Raw genomic sequence first — 17,380 nt, forward strand, 5'->3', positions numbered from 1 at the left:
TATTTCCTGCTTTCACTACTCGCTTTTTTCGTTCCTCAAAAGAGCTCAAACAAACCGTTCAATCAGGGCTAAACTTGTTTGCAATCGATACTGCGTTTTTATTTTTTAAATGTTCTTCCTTTCCAATTATATTTATAAAAAAGTGATTTAAAAACAATAAATACACTAAAAAAAGGATACAAAATACTACTAAAAAGATACCATTTGTAAAAAGATTTTTTATGACTGTAAAAATTCATAGCAGGTATAAACAATAGTATATCGATACAAATTTTTACGAAAATAGGTGTTAGAATAAAAAGTAAGTTATTTGATAAGAAAATACTTAATACTACACTAAGGTTAATCAGAAAAATTAGCAAACCAATTAATTTTACAAAAATAGATTTTAGATTACTAGTTTTAGATGCCCAACGTACTCGTTGATTTATTAAATCGGAATTTGTTGTTACCGGAAAGGTAGTAACCATTGCATCTTTAGACTTTAAAAACTGAACCTTTTTTTTGTAGACTTGTTTAAATTTTTCGAACAAAAAAATATCGTCACCGCTTGCAATTTTTGTATTGCCTTTAAAGCCATCTAATTCTAAAAAAACATCTTTTCTATAGGCTAAATTAGCTCCATTGCATAAAAACGGAAACCCGATTCCGAAACCACCAATTGTTGTAGCTTGCAAACTCATAAAGTCTAGTAACTGAAACTGTTCTAAGGAAGTGTTTTTAACAATGTAATTTACAGGTGCAACTACCATTTTAGGTTGTTTCTCTTTTATAAAGCAACTAAAGACTTTTAACCACTCTTTGGGTAAAATACAATCTGCATCTGTAGTAACAATCCAGTTGTTTTTTGCAACTGCAATTGCAGAGGTAATTGCGTCTTTTTTTGGGGAATTAGAAACGCGCTTATTTTTAAGAATAGTATAATTAATTCCTGTTTCTTTTAAGGTATTAGCTACTATTTCTGTAGAGTTATCAGAAGAAGCATCATCAATAAATAAAAATTCTACAAATTCTAAATTGTAATTTAATTCTAAAATAGAATTTAACAATAAAGGCAATTTTTCAGATTCATTTCTAAAAGGAATAATAACTGTAAACTTAGTGAATTGAGTGCTTGTTTTGTAAGTAAATTCTTTAACTCTAGTAAAGCCAATTGCTAAAGAGATAATTAATACCGCATAAAGTACGTACAAAAAAATGAGTAGATAAATCATGCTAATTTTTTAGGTTTAAATGTGATAACAAAATAACTGCCAATAATTGAAGGTAGAACAAAATTAAGCACCCACATTAATGTTGTAATACTTAAGATAATTATAGAATTTACTCCTAAAATTTCAAAAATTAATAAAGCTATCGAACCTTTTAGAACTGCATCAAAAATAGATAACATTGGTATAAAAGAACTTATTAGATACATAGTGCTAATACCTGATATAGCGCCAATATAGCTAATGTTTGTTTTTAAAAGTATCGATAAAAAATAAAATTGATGAGAAAAAACAAGGTATCTTAAAAAAGAGTATAAAGCTACATTTAGATGTGTTTTTAGTTTGATTTTTACAATACGATCTTTAAAAAAATTCAATTTAGAAATTACCAATTTCCAGAGAACTAATATTAAAATAGAACTTGTGCATATTAAAATAAAAACAGAATAAAAATTAGAGAGATTAATGTTTATTGGATGGTTTTTATAGAAATAAACGAAACCTAGAACTCCGAAAAATACCGTTGCTATTAATTGATGTAAATTACCAATAAGGTTTAAATGCAAAATTTTAATTCTCTTGTTTTTTGTAAAATACAATGCTTTTGCACCGTATTCTCCAATTCTATTTGGTGTAATTAATGATGCTGTAAGTGATGCTAAAGATTGTTTTGCAGCAGTAATTAGGTTAATGTTTTTTAATTCTTTAACTAGTGTTTTCCATTTTAATATTTCTAATAACCAGTTTATGAACGTTAGTATGAGTAGAAAACTACAGTTTTTAAATGAAAAGAGCTCAGATTTAATTAAAACACTTTTAAAATCATCTAAAGACAATAACTTATTAAAGTATAGTTTTTGCCAAATAAAATATGCACATATAAATACAATCGTTAGTTTTATGAGCAACCAAAAGATTTGTTTAGATTTGTGTGTTTGCGAATATTTCATTGTTTTGCAAAGTAATAAATAATCATCATTAAGTTTAATGATAAATTCAAAAAACAATTTGCGCTTTTGGCTACAGAAAAAATAATTTTAGGAATTGATCCCGGAACAACAATTATGGGCTTTGGAGTTATAAAAGTGGTTGGTAAAAAAATGGAATTTGTTCAGATGAACGAATTGCTTTTAAAAAAATACGAAGATCATTATTTAAAACTAAAGCTAATTTTCGAAAGAACCATAGAACTTATTGATACATATAACCCTGATGAAATAGCGATTGAAGCTCCTTTTTTTGGTAAAAATGTACAATCGATGTTAAAGTTAGGTAGGGCGCAAGGCGTTGCAATGGCTGCGGGTTTGTCTAGAGAAATTCCTATCACCGAATATTTACCAAAGAAAATAAAAATGGCAGTTACCGGTAGCGGAAGTGCTAGTAAAGAACAAGTTGCACTTATGTTAAAATCGCTTTTAAATTTAAAATCATTGCCAAAAAATTTAGATGCAACAGATGGTTTGGCTGCAGCAGTTTGCCATTTTTATAACTCTGGTAGAGTAGTAGGTGGAAAAAATTATACTGGTTGGGCGAGTTTTGTAAAGCAAAATGAAAAGAGAGTTAAAAAGTAATGGCAGGAATATACATTCATATACCATTTTGTAAACAAGCATGTTTTTATTGCGATTTTCATTTTTCTACATCTTTAAAGAAAAAAGAAGAAATGTTGTTTTGCCTAAAAAAGGAAATTGAACTTAGGAAGGAAGAATTAAACAGCGAAAAAATAGAAACTATTTATTTCGGTGGCGGAACGCCATCTGTATTAAATACAGTAGAAATAAATGATTTGATTAATACTGTATACAATCATTTTAAAGTTGTAGAAAACCCAGAAGTAACTTTAGAGGCGAATCCTGATGATTTATCCGAAGAAAAAATAATAGAACTTTCTAAAACAGTAATCAATAGATTAAGTATTGGTGTGCAATCTTTTTTTGAAAAAGATTTAAAATTGATGAATCGTGCACACAATGCATCCGAAGCAAAAAAATGTTTAGAAATTGCCACAAAATATTTCGAGAACATTTCGGTAGATTTAATATATGGCATACCTGATTGTACCAATAAAGAATGGGAAGAAAACATAAAAACAGCTTTAAGTTTTGGTATTCCGCACATATCTAGTTATGCGCTTACGGTAGAGCCAAAAACGGCATTAGCGTCTTTAATAGAAAAAGGAAAAATTAAAAATGTAGATGATGTTAAGGCAGAAGAGCAGTTTCAAATTTTAACCAAAACATTAAAAAAAGAAGGATTTATACATTATGAATTGTCTAATTTTGGTCAAGAAAGTTATTTTAGTAAAAATAATTCTTCTTATTGGTTAGGTAAATCTTACTTAGGTATTGGGCCTTCTGCACATTCTTTTAATGGAAAAGAAAGAAGTTGGAATGTTAGAAATAATTCGAATTATATAAAATCTATACTAGAAGATAAATTGCCAATAGAAAGAGAAATACTCTCTGTAACAGACAGGTATAACGAATATGTAATGACAGGTTTACGAACAGTTTGGGGAGTTTCTTTGTTAAAAATAAACAAAGATTTTGGAGGTGATTATTTAAATTATTTAGAAAAATTATCGAAAAAATTTATAATCGAAGATTTATTGTATATTGAAAATGAAACCTTAAAAACTACGCAAAAAGGAAAGTTTTTAGCTGACGGAATTGCATCAGATTTGTTCAAATTAAATTAAGGTTTAAAAAATAGTAAAGTATAAAATGAAAGCAACTATAGAGTATAACTCAAGAAAAATAGAAGTAAATATCTCTAATCCTATAGATATTTCAATTCCTATAGATTCTACTAAAAAAAACGTAAATGCTTGGTATTTAGATGATCCTACAATTACTGCAGAAAAAATAGATGGAGAAACCATAAAGGTATCTGAAGGTGCTGTGGTAAATTTTAATACAATTCATTTTAATCCACATTCTCATATAACACACACAGAATGTGTAGGTCATATTACAGAAGAAGTACATTCTGTAAACAAAAATTTAAAGTACTTTATATTTTTAGCAGAGGTTGTTACTATTGCACCGTTGTTTCATAATGGAGATTTTATGATCGGAGTAAAGCAATTAAAAACAGCTTTAAAAAATAAGAAAAGAGATGCTATTGTAATTAGAACGTTACCTAATTTAGATGATAAAAAAAGTATGCAGTATTCGAATACAAATCCTACATATTTGTCTGAAAAAGCCGCAATTTACCTAAGAGAAAAGGGTATAAAACACTTATTAGTTGATTTACCTTCTGTTGATAAAGAAAATGACAATGGTAAGTTATTATCTCATAATGCATTCTGGAATACAGCAGGAGAAATTAGAATGGACGCTACTATTACAGAATTTATATATGTACCAAATGATGTAGAAGATGGCGAATATTTATTAAACTTAATGATTGCTCCTTTTGAAAACGATGCAACACCAAGTAAGCCTGTTTTATATAAGATTATCAAATAGAACATCAATAAAAAAGCCTTTTTAACTCGAAGTTGAAAAGGCTTTTTAATGATCTAATTTTTAAAACCATTTTTTTCGTCTAAAATACCAAATTGAAGCAATTGTTACTAAAACCATTATTCCTAATAAAATAAAGTAACCGTATTTAAATTTTAACTCTGGTATATATTCGAAATTCATACCATAAATTCCTGCTAAAAAAGTTAACGGAATAAATATTACAGATAAAATTGTAAGTGTTTTCATTACTTCATTTAATCGATGCCCTTGAATACTAAAAATTAAGTTAATCTTACTTTCTAGTTCTTGCAATTCAAAATCGATATTAGAAATTAAGTTGTTTGTTTGTTCTTTTAATTCGCTAAAATATTTTACATCAAAACCATCAATTTCAATTTTTTCTAATTTTACAATTGTGTCTTTTAAACTCATTGTAGCCTTTTTAAAATTGAACAATTCTTGTTTTCTTTGTTCAACTAAAGATGTAAATTCTGGTGTTGGTTTTATGTGTGTAGAGTTTAGTTTATCGGCACTTAAAACAGCGTTTTCTTCATAAGTGTCTTGGTAGTTATCTATAATAGATTCTAAAAGTAGAAATAGCAAATAATCGGCTCTTTTCTTTCTAACAATTCCTTTATTGCCCTCTAAACGCTCACGAATCCAATTAAAATAATCGCCATGTTTTTCTTGAATAGACCATAAAAAATCAGCAGAAACAATAAAAACCATCTGTTCAGAATCTAATTTTCTACTTTCTGTAATTAAAACACGAGTAGTAATAAATAATAAATTGTCTAATAAAATTACTTTATTTGGGTGTTCTTCATCACTTAACAATTTTATCAAAAAGTCATCTAAATTATTTTGATAAATTACCTTTTTGTATTCATCTTGATACTTAATTCCGTAGGTGTTTAACCATTCTATAGTTTCTGTACCTTGAGAAAGTTTTATTTGAGAAATTGCAGAAAAATTATTTTTCTCGTAATTGTTACTAGAATAACTTATGATGGATGTGTTGTCTAAAAAAATATTTTCCATTTAAATATTAATTGTAAATTTGGTATATAAAGATACTTCTTAAATTAATAATATTAACTTTTAAACCAAAGAGTTTATGCATATAGAACAACTACGAGATTTTTGTATGGCAAAAAAAGGAGTAACAGAACATTTTCCATTCGACGATGTAACTTTAGTGTTTAAGGTAATGAATAAAATGTTTTTGCTTACAGGTTTAAATAATTGGGAAAGAGGTGAAGAGAAAATGAATGTCAAATGTAATCCGCAGAAAGCATTAGAGTTAAGAGAAGTTTATGAAGGTATTTATCCAGGATTTCATATGAACAAAAAGCATTGGAACACGGTACTTATAAATAATAGCGATGTTTCTGATGATTTAGTAAAAGAATTAATCAATCATTCTTACGATTTGGTAGTAAGCGGATTGACTAAAAAACTTCAAAATGAATTAGAATTATTTTAGTACTCTACAGATATGAATAGTATTAAGAGTGAAATTTTAAAGCATCTTTGTTATACCGAATTAGTATATTTTCGAATAAATAAAAAATTAAAAACAAACTTATCTAAATCCGAAATCGAAATTTTTATCAAGAAAGTCTTAGAAGATACTTGTTTAGATAAAATCGAAAAAATAGGAAAGAACTTTTATGTTTCTAATGAATTAAATAATATTAAGATTGCTGTAAATTCGAATACCTTTAGAGTAATTACTGTAGATAGAATTTTAAAATATTAGTTTTTTATTGATGAAAAAGCAGGAATTAAGAGTATTGTATAAGCAAAAAAGAAATAACTTATCTGTAAATCAAATTATAGAACTTCAAGATAATATTTATCAGCAAGTTTATAGTTTAAATTATAGCGGAGTGAAGGTAGTTCACTTATTTCTATCACTTACAAAGTTTAAGGAAATTGATACACAGCCTATTATTAATTTTTTAAGAAAACAGAATATTAGAATTGTTGTTAGTAAATCTAATCTTACAGACAATACACTTTCTCATTATTACTTAGAAGAAAATACGATTTTAGAATTAAATAAATTCGGTGTTCCAGAGCCAGTAAATGCTGTTAAGGTTGATGAGCAAGAACTTGATTTAGTTTTTGTACCAATGCTTATTTCAGATGAATTAAATTACAGAGTTGGTTATGGTAAAGGTTTTTATGATCGCTTTTTATTAAAATGTAGAGAAGATGCTAAATTTATAGGATTAAACTTTTTTAAACCAATATATCAAATAGAAGATTCAAACGATTTTGATGTTCCGTTGCATCAAGTAATCTATCCTAAATAAAGTTTAAATCGGTTTTAATTCTTTGTAAATTTGCCTCAAATAATTTTGAAGATGATTGTACAAGGTAATATAGTTGATATAGAAAATAGAAGAATTTACAAAGGTGAAGTAGAGGTTAGAAATGGTAAAATTTTAGCTTTAAGAGAAGTAAATCATTCTGTAGAAAATTATATTTTACCAGGTTTTGTAGATGCACATATTCATATAGAAAGCTCTATGTTGGTGCCATCAGAATTTGCAAAAATAGCAGTAAAACATGGTACAGTTGCAACAGTTTCAGATCCGCATGAAATTGCAAATGTTTTAGGTGTAAAAGGTGTCGATTTCATGATTGAAAACGGTAAAAAAGTTCCACTAAAATTTAATTTTGGTGCACCTAGTTGTGTTCCTGCAACATCTTTTGAAAGTGCGGGTGCAATTATAGATTCTGAAGATATTAAACTGATGATGCAAAATCCAGACATAAAATATCTTGCAGAAATGATGAATTATCCTGGAGTTTTGTTTGATGATGAAGAGGTTTTAAAGAAGATTGAGCATGCAAAAAATAACAATAAACCAATCGATGGTCATGCACCAGGTTTAAGAGGAGATGATGTAAGTAAATACATTGCAGCGGGAATTTCTACAGATCACGAATGTTTTACTTTTGAAGAAGCACAAGAAAAACTTCAAAAGGGAATGAAGGTGATTATTAGAGAGGGCTCCGCAGCTAAAAATTTTGAAGCATTAATTGATTTGCTGCCAGAATATTTTAATAATATGATGTTTTGTTCTGATGATAAGCATCCAGATGATTTATTATTAGGTCACATTAATCAACTTTGTGAAAGAGCCGTAGCTAAAGGTGTCGATGTGTTTAAAGTTTTAAAAGCGGCCTGTTTAAACCCTGTAAAACATTACAAGCTAGATGTTGGTCTTTTGCAAAAAGGTGATTCTGCTGACTTTATTGTGGTTGATAGTTTAGAGAAATTTAATGTTTTAGAAACTTATATTAATGGTGATTTAGTAGCTAAAAATGGCAAAAGTTTTGTTGATTCTGTCCCTTTTGAAGTTTTAAATAACTTTAACACGGAAAAGAAAAAAGTTTTAGACTTTAGATTTGAATCTTCTGCAAATAAAATAAATGTTATAGAGGCTTTAGATGGCGAGTTGGTTACTAATAAAATAGAAGCGGAATCTTTAATAGAAAACGGAAATTTAGTGTCTAATACAGACTCAGATGTTTTAAAAATGACTGTTGTAAATAGGTATAAAAATGATGTGCCTGCAATTGCATTTATTAAAAATTTCGGAATCAAAGAGGGTGCAATAGCTAGTTCTGTTGGGCATGACTCTCATAATATCATAGCAGTTGGTGCATCAGACGAGGCTATAGCAAGAGCTGTAAACCTAATTATAGAGAATAAAGGTGGTATTTGTGCGGTAACTGCCTCAAAAGAAGAAATAGTTTCTTTACCTGTAGCGGGTATTATGTCTGATAAGTCTGCAGAAGAAATAGGTAAATCTTACGCAGCATTAGATGCAATGGCTAAAGATATGGGTAGTAAATTAAGAGCGCCTTATATGAGTTTGTCTTTTATGGCGTTGTTAGTAATTCCGTCTTTAAAATTATCGGACAAAGGTTTGTTTGATGGTACTAGTTTTAATTTTACTTCTGTAGAAGTTTTGTAATATTTTATTGTTTACAAGCATCCCAAATTACATCTTTGGGTGCTGGCGCAGTTATTTTAATTTCTTCTTTAGAAACAGGGTGAATAAAGTTTATTTTTCTGGCGTGTAAGCTTATACTACCATCTTTATTAGATCTAGAAAAACCGTATTTCAAATCACCTTTTATTGGCGATCCAATATAAGAAAGCTGTGTTCTAATTTGATGATGTCTACCCGTTTCTAAATCAATTTCTAAAAGTGTGTAATTTTCTAGTATTTGTATAACTTTGTAATGTAATGTTGCTTTTTTGCTTCCCTCAATTTCTTTCTTAAAAACAAAAGACTTATTTTTTTTAGGGTCTTTTTTTAGAAAATTAGTGAGTGTATCCCTTTCTTTTTTTGGCTTATTTTTAACTAAAGCCCAATATGTTTTTTGAATAGTTTTATCTCTTAACATCTTGTTTAAGCGCTCTAATGCTTTAGATGTTCTTGCAAAAATAACAATACCAGATGTAGGTCTATCTAATCTGTGTATAGTACCAATAAATACATTACCAGGCTTGTTGTATTTTACTTTTACATATTCTTTTACAACTTCATTTAAAGGCTTGTCTCCGGTTTTATCACCTTGTGTAATATCGCCAGCTCTTTTATTTACAACTATTATATGATTGTCTTCAAATAATACTTGTAAATTTTCTTTAGTAGATTGCATTGTAAGTTTGTAGAAGTAATTTATTTAAAATCTTTAGCAACATCTTGATTTACGCCATCGATAAAATCTAAAAACTCTTTTCTACCAAGACTTGTAGAAGAAGAAGTTAGAAAAGACGTAGGTAAAGTTTCCCAATGTTGTAATAATTTTTTCTTGTATGATGTTATTTGCTTATTAAGTTTAGAGCTTCCTAATTTATCTGCTTTTGTAAAAACAATGCAAAACGGAATCTGATTTTCTCCTAAAAATTGCATGAAATCTAAATCAATTTTTTGAGGATCGTGTCTAGAATCTATCAAAACAAAAGTACAAACCAGTTGCTCCCTTTCTTTAAAGTAATTTTCTATAAAATATTGAAATATTACTCTTTTTTTCTTAGAAATTTGAGCATAACCATAACCAGGTAAATCAACTAAAAACCATTCGTTGTTAATCTTAAAGTGATTTATAAGTTGTGTTTTTCCTGGTTTTCCAGAAGTTTTAGCTAAGTCTTTACGCTCCATTAACATGTTAATTAATGAAGATTTACCAACATTAGATCTACCTATAAAAGCGTATTCTGGTATTCTATCTTTTGGCGCATTGGTAACATTACTGTTACTCATTACAAATTCTGCAGACTTAATTTTCATAGCTTTATATATTTCTGTCAGTTAGCCATTTAGATAGCACAGAGTTAAATTCTTCTGGCCTTTCCATCATTGCAGCATGACCGCATTTATCAATCCAAAATAAATCTGAATCTGGTAAAAGTTTATGAAAATCTTCAGCAACTTTTGGCGGAGTTACAGAATCTTGTTTTCCCCAGATTAAACAAGTTGGTTGTTTCATATCTGGTAAATCATTTGCCATGTTATGTCTAATTGCACTTTTAGCAATAGCCAAAGTTCTTATTACAGAGTTTCTGTCGTTTACAATTTTAAAAACATCATCAACCAATTCTTTAGTTGCAATTGCTGGGTCGTAAAAAACATCTTTAGTTTTTTCTTCTATAAATTCGTAGTTTCCTCGCTTTGGAAAACTATCTCCCATAGCTTTTTCATACAAGCCAGAGCTTCCTGTTAAAACAAGAGCGCTTACTTTATCTTGATAATGCTTTGTAAAATACAAACCTATGTGCCCGCCTAAAGAATTTCCTAATAGAATTGCGTTGTCTATTCCTTTAAATTCCATAAAATCTTTTAAAAAACTAGCTAAGTTCTTAACATTTGTTTTTATAAGCGGTAAAGAGTATAACGGTAATTCGGGAATCAAAACTTTATAACCATTTTTAGAAAAATGATTAAAGGTAGCTCCAAAATTACTTAAGGCCCCCATAAGTCCGTGTAAAACAATAATTGCAGGTCCTTCTCCTGCTTCTGCATATGTAAATTTCCCTTCGGTTTTTAACTGTTCAGTCATCATTCAATTCGTTTTACTTAATCGCAAATGTAATTCTTTTTTATAACATAAAAATTCTTTTTCTAATTGTCTCAATTTCAATTTTTAAGGCGTTAAAGACCCTTTTTAGAGGGTAAAAATCAATTATTTATTAACAATGTGGTAAAAAGTGGTAAAAAGTGGTAAAATTTATATATTTTTGATATCTGTAAAAGAGATTCTTATTTGTGATAAATCTAATTGGTACATACGAATGTAAAGCAGATGCTAAAGGTAGAGTGATGTTCTCATCAGCTCTAAAGAAGCAATTGCAACCAATTTTAAATGAGGGGTTTGTGATAAAAAGAGCTGTTTTTCAGCCGTGTTTAGAGTTGTATTCTATGGAAGAGTGGAATAAGATGATGGCGAAATTAAATAAACTGAACAAGTTTGTTAAGAAGAATAACGATTTTATTAGAAGGTTTACAGCAGGTGTTAAAATTGTAGAATTTGATGCTGCTGGTAGGGTTTTGATTCCTAAAGATTTATGTGAATTTGCAAGTATTAAGAAGCAAGTAGTGTTGTCTTCTGCTGTGAATATTATAGAGATTTGGGATAAGGATAATTATGAGAAAGCTATTGATGATGCTGCTTTAGATTTTGCAGATTTAGCTGAAGAGGTAATGGGAAATACAGAATTTGATGAATTATCATAGTCCGGTTTTATTAAAAGAAAGTGTAGATGCTCTTGCTATTAAGCAAGACGGAGTGTATGTAGATGTGACTTTTGGTGGCGGCGGGCACTCGAGGGAAATTTTAAGTCGATTAGGTGCAGAAGGAAGATTGTTTGGTTTTGATCAGGATCCAGACGCTTTAGAAAATGTTATAGATGATTCTCGTTTTACATTGATACCAGAGAACTTTAGATATATTTCTAGGTTTTTAAGGTTTCATGGGGTTAGAAAGGTTGATGGTGTTTTAGCTGATTTAGGTGTTTCTTCTCATCAATTTGATGAAGCGGAAAGAGGGTTTTCAATTCGTTTCGATGGAGATTTAGATATGAGAATGAATCAGAAATCTAAAATTTCGGCAAAAGAAATTATTGCAAATTATTCTGAAGAAAAACTTGCGGAAATATTGTTTTTGTATGGTGAGTTAAGAAACTCTAGAAATATTGCAAAAACTATCGTAGAGAAAAGAGAGCAAGAGAAGATAGAAACTAGTTTTCAGTTAAAAGAAGCTTTGCGAAGATTTTTGCCTAAAGCGAAAGAACATAAAATTTTAGCTCAAATATTTCAGGCAATTAGAATTGAGGTAAATGAGGAATTGGATGTATTAAAAGAATTTTTACAACAAATGCCAGGTCTCTTAAAGGATGAAGGGAGATTGAGTGTAATCTCATATCATTCTTTAGAAGATAGACTGGTAAAAAGATTTATAAGAACAGGATTATTTAGTGGCGAGCCCGAAAAAGATTTTTTTGGAAACACAAGTGAACCTTTGCAGAAAGTCGGGAAGTTGATAGTACCTACCCCACAGGAAATTAACACAAACAATAGGGCTCGCAGTGCTAAATTAAGAATTGCAACAATAAAGAAGTAAGATGTCTAAGATTAAAAAAAACGTGTACGGTTTTTTGCGTGGTAGTTTTCTTACAGATGAGTCTGCGTTTAAAAATTGGCGTGTTATCATTTTCGTGGTTGTGCTGTTGTTGGTAATGATATCTAGCTCGCACAAGGCGGATAAAAAAGTAATAGAAATTTCTAATCTTAATAAGTTAAAAAGAGAATTAAGAGCAGAATATGTAGATACTGGTACGATTTTGATGAGAATGAAAATGGAATCTAGTATTAGAGAAAAAGCAAAAAGTAGAGGTTTAGAGCCTTCTAAAACCCCTCCGAAAAAAATAAAAGTAACTTATAAAAACGATTAAAATTGGCAACACATAAAAAAAGCATTCTTACTAGATTTTACATGGTGGCTGCTTTTATGACCGTGTTTTTACTTGCTATAATTGTTCGAGTTATCAATCTTCAATATGTTCAAGGAGATAAGTACAGAGAATTAGCAACAGAACTAACAGTAAGGCAAGATACTATTTATGCAAACAAAGGTAATGTGTATGCGGCAGATGGTAATTTGTTAGCAACGTCTATGTCTAAGTTTAATATTTATATGGACTTAGTTACTGTAGATAGTGATGTTTTTGAAGATAATATTGTGGCGCTTTCTAAAGAACTTTCTAAAATACTAGGTAAGTCTGTTGGATATCATCAAAAAAGGTTAAGGGCAGCTAAAAATAAGAAAAGAAGATATTTTTTAATTGCTAGAAATATTGGGTACACCGATTATTTGAAGATGAAGAAATTTCCAATTTTTAACTTGGGGGTTTACAGAGGAGGTTTTATTGCGAAACATAGAACAGAGAGAGAGCATCCAATTGGTAAAATTGCAGAAAGAACAATTGGTTATGATGATTTTAGAGGTGAAGCTGGTATAGAAGGTGCTTTTGCTGATTATATGCAGGGTGAAAATGGTTTAAGATGGGAGCAGAAAATTGCGAAGAATCAATGGAAACCTATTACAGATTATAATGAGAAAGAACCAATTGACGGACATGATATTATAACAACTATTGATGTAAATATTCAGGATATTACACATCATGCCTTATTAAAAAGTTTAGAGTATTTTGAAGCAGACCATGGTTGTGCTGTTGTAATGGAAACGGCTACCGGAGAGATTAAAGCTATTTCTAATTTAGGTAGAACGAAAAAAGGAAAATATTACGAAAAAAGAAATTATGCGGTTTGGGAAAGCCATGAGCCTGGTTCTACTTTTAAGTTGGCAAGTTTAATGGCGGCTCTAGATGATAAGGTTATTGATACTTCTACGGTTGTAGATACAGAAAAAGGAAGAATATTTATACATGGCTCTAAAGTAGAAGATTCTCACAGAGGTGGCTATGGTAAAATTTCTGCCGGAAGAGTTTTTGAGGTTTCTTCAAATGTTGGTATTGTGAAGTTGATTAGAAAGCATTATGATAAAAAACCAGAAAAATTTATTGAAAAATTAGAATCGTATGGTTTTACAAAGCCAATCGGTTTTCAAATTAAAGGAGAAGGTATGCCTGTTGTTCCAAAACCTTCAGATAAAAGATGGAATAAAATTTCTCTAGAATGGATGTCTTGGGGTTATGGTATTTCTGTAACGCCAATGCAAACGCTTATGTTTTATAATGCGGTTGCAAATAATGGTGTAATGGTAAAACCAAGGTTTATAAAAGAATTGAGAAGGCAAGATAAAACAGAAAAGATTTTTGAAACAGAAGTTTTGAATTCTAAAATTGCTTCTGATGTAACACTGAGTAAAATCAGAAAAGTTATGGAAAATGTTGTAGAAAAAGGAACTGCAAAAAACATTTATTCGTCTAATTTTTCTATGGCGGGAAAAACAGGAACCGCAAAAAAATATTTACCAAAGCATAAGGATAAAAATGGTAAAACTATAGCAGCCGGTTATTCGAATAAGCATTATGTAGCCTCATTTGCAGGGTTTTTTCCAGCAGAAAAACCTAAATATTCTTGTGTAGTTGTGGTGCATGATCCAAAGAAAGAAAAAGGATATTACGGTGCAACGGTTGCTGGTCCTGTTTTTAAAGAAATTGCTCAGAAAATTTATACAACTACGCCAATTGATAATCAATCTGTAGAAGATGAAGTTAGATTCGAAGAAATTGAAAAAGCATATGCAAAATATGATAATTCTTTAGCTAAAAATTATACTAAAATTCCGAATGTGAAAGGAATGACTGGTATGGATGCGCTTTCATTATTAGAAAATATTGGATTGACAGTAAAAATTTCTGGAGTTGGTAGAGTAACCTATCAGTCTTTAAAAAAAGGGCAAAAGTTAGTAAAAGGGCAAATAATCACATTAAAACTTTCGTAAACTGAAAAATTTAAAAGACATATTATATAAGGTTTCAATAGAGGAAGTAGCAGGTTCAACAAATGTTGATGTAAATGCTGTTGTTTTTGATTCTAGAAATATTGTAAAAAACGATGTTTTTGTCGCTTTAAAAGGTGTTTCTGTAGATGGTCATTTATTTGTAGAAAAAGCAATTAATTTAGGTGCAACTGTAATTGTTTGTAAAGAATTTCCATCAGAAATAGTAGAAGGAATTACGTATGTTAAAGTTGCTGATACAAATGTTGCCTTAGCGGTAATAGCCTCTAATTTTTATGATAACCCGTCTACTAAGTTACCATTAATTGGTGTAACGGGTACTAATGGTAAAACTACTATTGCAACATTATTATACCAGTTATTTAAAAAAGCAGGTTATAAAGTTGGTTTATTATCTACTGTAAAAGTTTTAGTAGATAATGATGAGTTTAAAGCAACGCATACCACGCCAGATTCAGTTGCTATAAATGGTTATTTAGATAAAATGGTAGAAGCAGGTGTTGATTTTTGTTTTATGGAAGTGAGTTCTCACGGAATTCATCAAAAAAGAACGGAAGGTTTAGTTTTTGCTGGCGGAATTTTTACAAATCTTTCTCATGATCATTTAGATTATCATGAAACTTTTGTTGAATACAGAAATGTGAAAAAAGAATTTTTTGATGCGTTGCCTAAAAATGCTTTTGCATTAACAAATTTAGATGATAAAAATGGTAGTTACATGTTGCAAAATACACGAGCTACTAAAAAAACATATGCTTTAAAAACGATTGCAGATTTTAAAGCTAAAATATTAGAAAAGCAATTATCTGGCACTTTAATAACTGTTGGTGGTGTTGAGGTTTGGACAAAACTAATTGGTGTTTTTAATATTTATAATCTTACCGCAATAATTGCAACTGCAGAATTATTAGGTTTAGAAAAGTTAGAGGTTTTAACAATCGTGAGCCAGTTAGAAAGTGTAAGTGGTCGATTTGAATATTTGGTTTCTAAAAACGGAGTAACTGCAATTGTAGATTATGCTCACACACCAGATGCATTAAAAAATGTTTTAGAAACAATTAATGATATTAGAACAGGTAACGAAAAAGTAATTACTGTTGTAGGTTGTGGAGGAGATAGAGATAAGTCGAAAAGACCAAAAATGGCCAATATTGCAGCTCAATTAAGCAATCAAGTGGTTTTTACATCAGATAACCCAAGGACAGAAAATCCGCAAACTATTTTAGAAGAAATGGAAGCGGGAGTTTCACCAGAAAATTATAGAAAAACATTAACAGTTTTAGATAGAAGACAAGCTATAAAAACAGCTTGTAGGTTTTCTAATACTGGTGATATCATTTTAATTGCAGGAAAAGGACATGAAAATTATCAAGAAATAAATGGTATTCGTACTCATTTTGATGATTTAGAAGAAGTGAAAAACTGTTTCAATCAACTTAACAATTTATAAGAATGCTGTATTATTTATTTCAATATTTAGAAAGTCATTTTAGTTTTCCAGGAGCTAGTGTATTTCAGTTTATAACATTTAGAGCTGCAGCAGCTTTTATTTTGTCATTGGTAATATCTACGGTTTATGGTAAAAGAATAATAAAGTTTTTACAAAAACAACAGGTAGGAGAATCTATTAGAGATTTAGGTTTAGAAGGGCAAGTTCAAAAGGCAGGAACACCAACAATGGGAGGCGTAATTATAATTTTTGCCACTTTAATTCCGGCAATTTTATTGGCAAAATTAGATAATGTTTACATCATAATTTTACTAATTACTACTGTTTGGATGGGTTTGATTGGATTTGTAGATGATTATATTAAAGTATTTAAAAAAGACAAGGCAGGTTTAAAAGGTAAGTTTAAAGTTTTAGGTCAAGTTGGTTTAGGTGTAATTGTAGGTTCTATGTTGTATTTTCATGATGATGTAACTATAAAAGAGCAATTGCCTGTAGAGCAACAAGTGGTGCAGGCAAACGGAAAAATCAAAGTTTTTGGAGAAACGCATAAATCAACAAAAACTACGGTTCCGTTTATGAAAAACAATGAATTAGAATATTCTAAAGCATTATCATTTTTAGGAGAAGGTTTTGAAAAATACGGTTGGATAGTTTTCATTTTTATTACGGTTTTTATTGTAACCGGAATTTCTAACGGAGCAAATTTAACAGACGGTATAGATGGTTTGGCAGCAGGTTCATCTGCAATAATGGTAGTAACACTAGCCGTTTTTGCATGGGTTTCTGGTAATATAATTTTTGCCGATTATTTAGACGTAATGTATATACCAAATTCTGGAGAAATGACCGTATTTATACTTGCCTTTGCAGGTGCATTAATTGGGTTTTTATGGTACAACACGTATCCGGCACAAGTTTTTATGGGTGATACTGGTAGTTTAACTATTGGTGGAATTATAGCGGTTATTGCTATTGCAATTCGAAAAGAACTGTTGTTGCCAATACTTGCCGGAATTTTTGTAATCGAAAATTTGTCTGTGATTATGCAGGTTTCTTGGTTTAAATATACTAGAAAAAAATATGGTGAAGGAAGAAGGATTTTCAAAATGTCGCCATTGCATCATCATTATCAGAAATTAAACTATCACGAAAGTAAAATTGTAGTGCGTTTTTGGGTAATAGGTATTCTATTGGCTGTGTTTACAATTGTAACCTTAAAGCTAAGATAA

19 protein-coding genes are annotated in these 17,380 nt (G+C 29.8%); 13 read left to right on the forward strand and 6 right to left on the reverse strand.

Going from position 1 to position 17,380, the window contains the following annotated elements; genetic code table 11:
- Positions 1–98: 98 nt before the first annotated feature.
- Both ACYPV9_RS13560 and ACYPV9_RS13565 read right to left on the reverse strand, forming a co-directional pair.
- Positions 99–1,214 (reverse strand): glycosyltransferase, encoded by a 1,116-nt coding sequence (locus ACYPV9_RS13560; protein WP_459744565.1) that lies wholly within the window; start codon positions 1,212–1,214, stop codon positions 99–101.
- Positions 1,211–2,161 carry a hypothetical protein gene (locus tag ACYPV9_RS13565; protein WP_459744568.1) on the reverse strand — a complete coding sequence of 317 codons (951 nt, stop codon included), beginning with the start codon at positions 2,159–2,161 and terminating at the stop codon, positions 1,211–1,213. Before ACYPV9_RS13565 ends, ACYPV9_RS13560 begins: the two co-directional genes overlap by 4 nt.
- Positions 2,162–2,227: 66 nt before the next feature.
- On the opposite strand from ACYPV9_RS13565, the gene ruvC reads away from it, so the two are divergent.
- From ruvC to ACYPV9_RS13580, 3 genes are read left to right on the forward strand one after another with little or no spacing between them, the layout of a single operon-like run.
- On the forward strand, positions 2,228–2,782 hold the full coding sequence (gene ruvC, locus ACYPV9_RS13570; protein WP_299065703.1) for a crossover junction endodeoxyribonuclease RuvC: 555 nt from the start codon (positions 2,228–2,230) through the stop codon (positions 2,780–2,782).
- The gene (gene hemW, locus ACYPV9_RS13575) at positions 2,782–3,909 is read left to right on the forward strand and encodes a radical SAM family heme chaperone HemW (RefSeq protein WP_459744571.1); all 1,128 of its coding nucleotides are present in this window, start codon (positions 2,782–2,784) and stop codon (positions 3,907–3,909) included. Before ruvC ends, hemW begins: the two co-directional genes overlap by 1 nt.
- A gap of 25 nt (positions 3,910–3,934) precedes the next feature.
- Positions 3,935–4,684 (forward strand): cyclase family protein, encoded by a 750-nt coding sequence (locus ACYPV9_RS13580; protein ID WP_299065709.1) that lies wholly within the window; start codon positions 3,935–3,937, stop codon positions 4,682–4,684.
- A 60-nt stretch (positions 4,685–4,744) separates the two neighbouring features.
- On the opposite strand, the gene ACYPV9_RS13585 is transcribed toward ACYPV9_RS13580, so the two are convergent.
- Positions 4,745–5,725, reverse strand: a complete 981-nt coding sequence (locus ACYPV9_RS13585; protein ID WP_299065712.1) for a CorA family divalent cation transporter — start codon at positions 5,723–5,725, stop codon at positions 4,745–4,747.
- A gap of 76 nt (positions 5,726–5,801) precedes the next feature.
- On the opposite strand from ACYPV9_RS13585, the gene ACYPV9_RS13590 reads away from it, so the two are divergent.
- The 4 genes from ACYPV9_RS13590 to ade are packed head-to-tail and all read left to right on the forward strand — an operon-like array spanning position 5,802 to position 8,679.
- Entirely contained in the window at positions 5,802–6,170 is a 369-nt protein-coding gene (locus tag ACYPV9_RS13590) for an MmcQ/YjbR family DNA-binding protein (RefSeq protein WP_299065715.1), read from the forward strand.
- A 12-nt stretch (positions 6,171–6,182) separates the two neighbouring features.
- Entirely contained in the window at positions 6,183–6,446 is a 264-nt protein-coding gene (locus ACYPV9_RS13595; RefSeq protein ID WP_459744577.1) for a DUF3781 domain-containing protein, read from the forward strand.
- 10 nt (positions 6,447–6,456) lie between these two features.
- Complete coding sequence (locus ACYPV9_RS13600) at positions 6,457–7,005, forward strand: 5-formyltetrahydrofolate cyclo-ligase (RefSeq protein WP_459744579.1); 549 nt, start codon at positions 6,457–6,459, stop codon at positions 7,003–7,005.
- A 51-nt stretch (positions 7,006–7,056) separates the two neighbouring features.
- Positions 7,057–8,679, forward strand: coding sequence for an adenine deaminase (gene ade / locus ACYPV9_RS13605; RefSeq protein ID WP_459744581.1), 1,623 nt, complete (start codon positions 7,057–7,059; stop codon positions 8,677–8,679).
- Positions 8,680–8,683: 4 nt separating this feature from the next.
- On the opposite strand, the gene ACYPV9_RS13610 is transcribed toward ade, so the two are convergent.
- Genes ACYPV9_RS13610 through ACYPV9_RS13620 form a run of 3 tightly spaced genes read right to left on the reverse strand, consistent with a single transcriptional unit; the run spans position 8,684 to position 10,774 of the window.
- Positions 8,684–9,373 (reverse strand): RluA family pseudouridine synthase, encoded by a 690-nt coding sequence (locus tag ACYPV9_RS13610; protein ID WP_459744584.1) that lies wholly within the window; start codon positions 9,371–9,373, stop codon positions 8,684–8,686.
- A gap of 20 nt (positions 9,374–9,393) precedes the next feature.
- Entirely contained in the window at positions 9,394–10,005 is a 612-nt protein-coding gene (yihA, locus tag ACYPV9_RS13615) for a ribosome biogenesis GTP-binding protein YihA/YsxC (RefSeq protein WP_299065727.1), read from the reverse strand.
- Between the two features lie 4 nt (positions 10,006–10,009).
- Positions 10,010–10,774, reverse strand: a complete 765-nt coding sequence (locus ACYPV9_RS13620; RefSeq protein ID WP_299065899.1) for an alpha/beta fold hydrolase — start codon at positions 10,772–10,774, stop codon at positions 10,010–10,012.
- Between the two features lie 206 nt (positions 10,775–10,980).
- Between ACYPV9_RS13620 and ACYPV9_RS13625 the strand changes: the two genes are divergently transcribed.
- From ACYPV9_RS13625 to mraY, 6 genes are read left to right on the forward strand one after another with little or no spacing between them, the layout of a single operon-like run.
- Complete coding sequence (locus ACYPV9_RS13625; protein ID WP_299065730.1) at positions 10,981–11,448, forward strand: division/cell wall cluster transcriptional repressor MraZ; 468 nt, start codon at positions 10,981–10,983, stop codon at positions 11,446–11,448.
- Positions 11,435–12,334 carry a 16S rRNA (cytosine(1402)-N(4))-methyltransferase RsmH gene (rsmH, locus tag ACYPV9_RS13630; RefSeq protein WP_459744588.1) on the forward strand — a complete coding sequence of 300 codons (900 nt, stop codon included), beginning with the start codon at positions 11,435–11,437 and terminating at the stop codon, positions 12,332–12,334. The genes ACYPV9_RS13625 and rsmH overlap by 14 nt, the downstream gene beginning before the upstream one ends.
- Position 12,335: 1 nt before the next feature.
- A complete protein-coding gene (locus tag ACYPV9_RS13635; RefSeq protein WP_299065736.1) occupies positions 12,336–12,665 on the forward strand; it encodes an FtsL-like putative cell division protein in 330 nt (109 codons plus the stop codon).
- Between the two features lie 56 nt (positions 12,666–12,721).
- Positions 12,722–14,683, forward strand: coding sequence for a penicillin-binding protein (locus ACYPV9_RS13640; RefSeq protein ID WP_459744718.1), 1,962 nt, complete (start codon positions 12,722–12,724; stop codon positions 14,681–14,683).
- Between the two features lies 1 nt (position 14,684).
- Complete coding sequence (locus ACYPV9_RS13645; protein WP_459744720.1) at positions 14,685–16,151, forward strand: UDP-N-acetylmuramoyl-L-alanyl-D-glutamate--2,6-diaminopimelate ligase; 1,467 nt, start codon at positions 14,685–14,687, stop codon at positions 16,149–16,151.
- A 2-nt stretch (positions 16,152–16,153) separates the two neighbouring features.
- Entirely contained in the window at positions 16,154–17,380 is a 1,227-nt protein-coding gene (gene mraY, locus ACYPV9_RS13650; protein ID WP_459744592.1) for a phospho-N-acetylmuramoyl-pentapeptide-transferase, read from the forward strand.

The organism is Polaribacter sp. OB-PA-B3, assembly GCF_054589375.1.

Bases quoted from the DNA above. Each gene is read 5' to 3' on its own strand.
- ACYPV9_RS13560 (WP_459744565.1), bottom strand. From the start codon at position 1,214: ATGATTTATCTACTCATTTTTTTGTACGTACTTTATGCGGTATTAATT.
- ACYPV9_RS13565 (WP_459744568.1), bottom strand. From the start codon at position 2,161: ATGAAATATTCGCAAACACACAAATCTAAACAAATCTTTTGGTTGCTC.
- hemW (WP_459744571.1), top strand. From the start codon at position 2,782: ATGGCAGGAATATACATTCATATACCATTTTGTAAACAAGCATGTTTT.
- ACYPV9_RS13580 (WP_299065709.1), top strand. From the start codon at position 3,935: ATGAAAGCAACTATAGAGTATAACTCAAGAAAAATAGAAGTAAATATC.
- ACYPV9_RS13585 (WP_299065712.1), bottom strand. From the start codon at position 5,725: ATGGAAAATATTTTTTTAGACAACACATCCATCATAAGTTATTCTAGT.
- ACYPV9_RS13590 (WP_299065715.1), top strand. From the start codon at position 5,802: ATGCATATAGAACAACTACGAGATTTTTGTATGGCAAAAAAAGGAGTA.
- ACYPV9_RS13595 (WP_459744577.1), top strand. From the start codon at position 6,183: ATGAATAGTATTAAGAGTGAAATTTTAAAGCATCTTTGTTATACCGAA.
- ACYPV9_RS13600 (WP_459744579.1), top strand. From the start codon at position 6,457: ATGAAAAAGCAGGAATTAAGAGTATTGTATAAGCAAAAAAGAAATAAC.
- ade (WP_459744581.1), top strand. From the start codon at position 7,057: ATGATTGTACAAGGTAATATAGTTGATATAGAAAATAGAAGAATTTAC.
- ACYPV9_RS13610 (WP_459744584.1), bottom strand. From the start codon at position 9,373: ATGCAATCTACTAAAGAAAATTTACAAGTATTATTTGAAGACAATCAT.
- yihA (WP_299065727.1), bottom strand. From the start codon at position 10,005: ATGAAAATTAAGTCTGCAGAATTTGTAATGAGTAACAGTAATGTTACC.
- ACYPV9_RS13620 (WP_299065899.1), bottom strand. From the start codon at position 10,774: ATGACTGAACAGTTAAAAACCGAAGGGAAATTTACATATGCAGAAGCA.
- rsmH (WP_459744588.1), top strand. From the start codon at position 11,435: ATGAATTATCATAGTCCGGTTTTATTAAAAGAAAGTGTAGATGCTCTT.
- ACYPV9_RS13635 (WP_299065736.1), top strand. From the start codon at position 12,336: ATGTCTAAGATTAAAAAAAACGTGTACGGTTTTTTGCGTGGTAGTTTT.
- ACYPV9_RS13640 (WP_459744718.1), top strand. From the start codon at position 12,722: ATGACCGTGTTTTTACTTGCTATAATTGTTCGAGTTATCAATCTTCAA.
- mraY (WP_459744592.1), top strand. From the start codon at position 16,154: ATGCTGTATTATTTATTTCAATATTTAGAAAGTCATTTTAGTTTTCCA.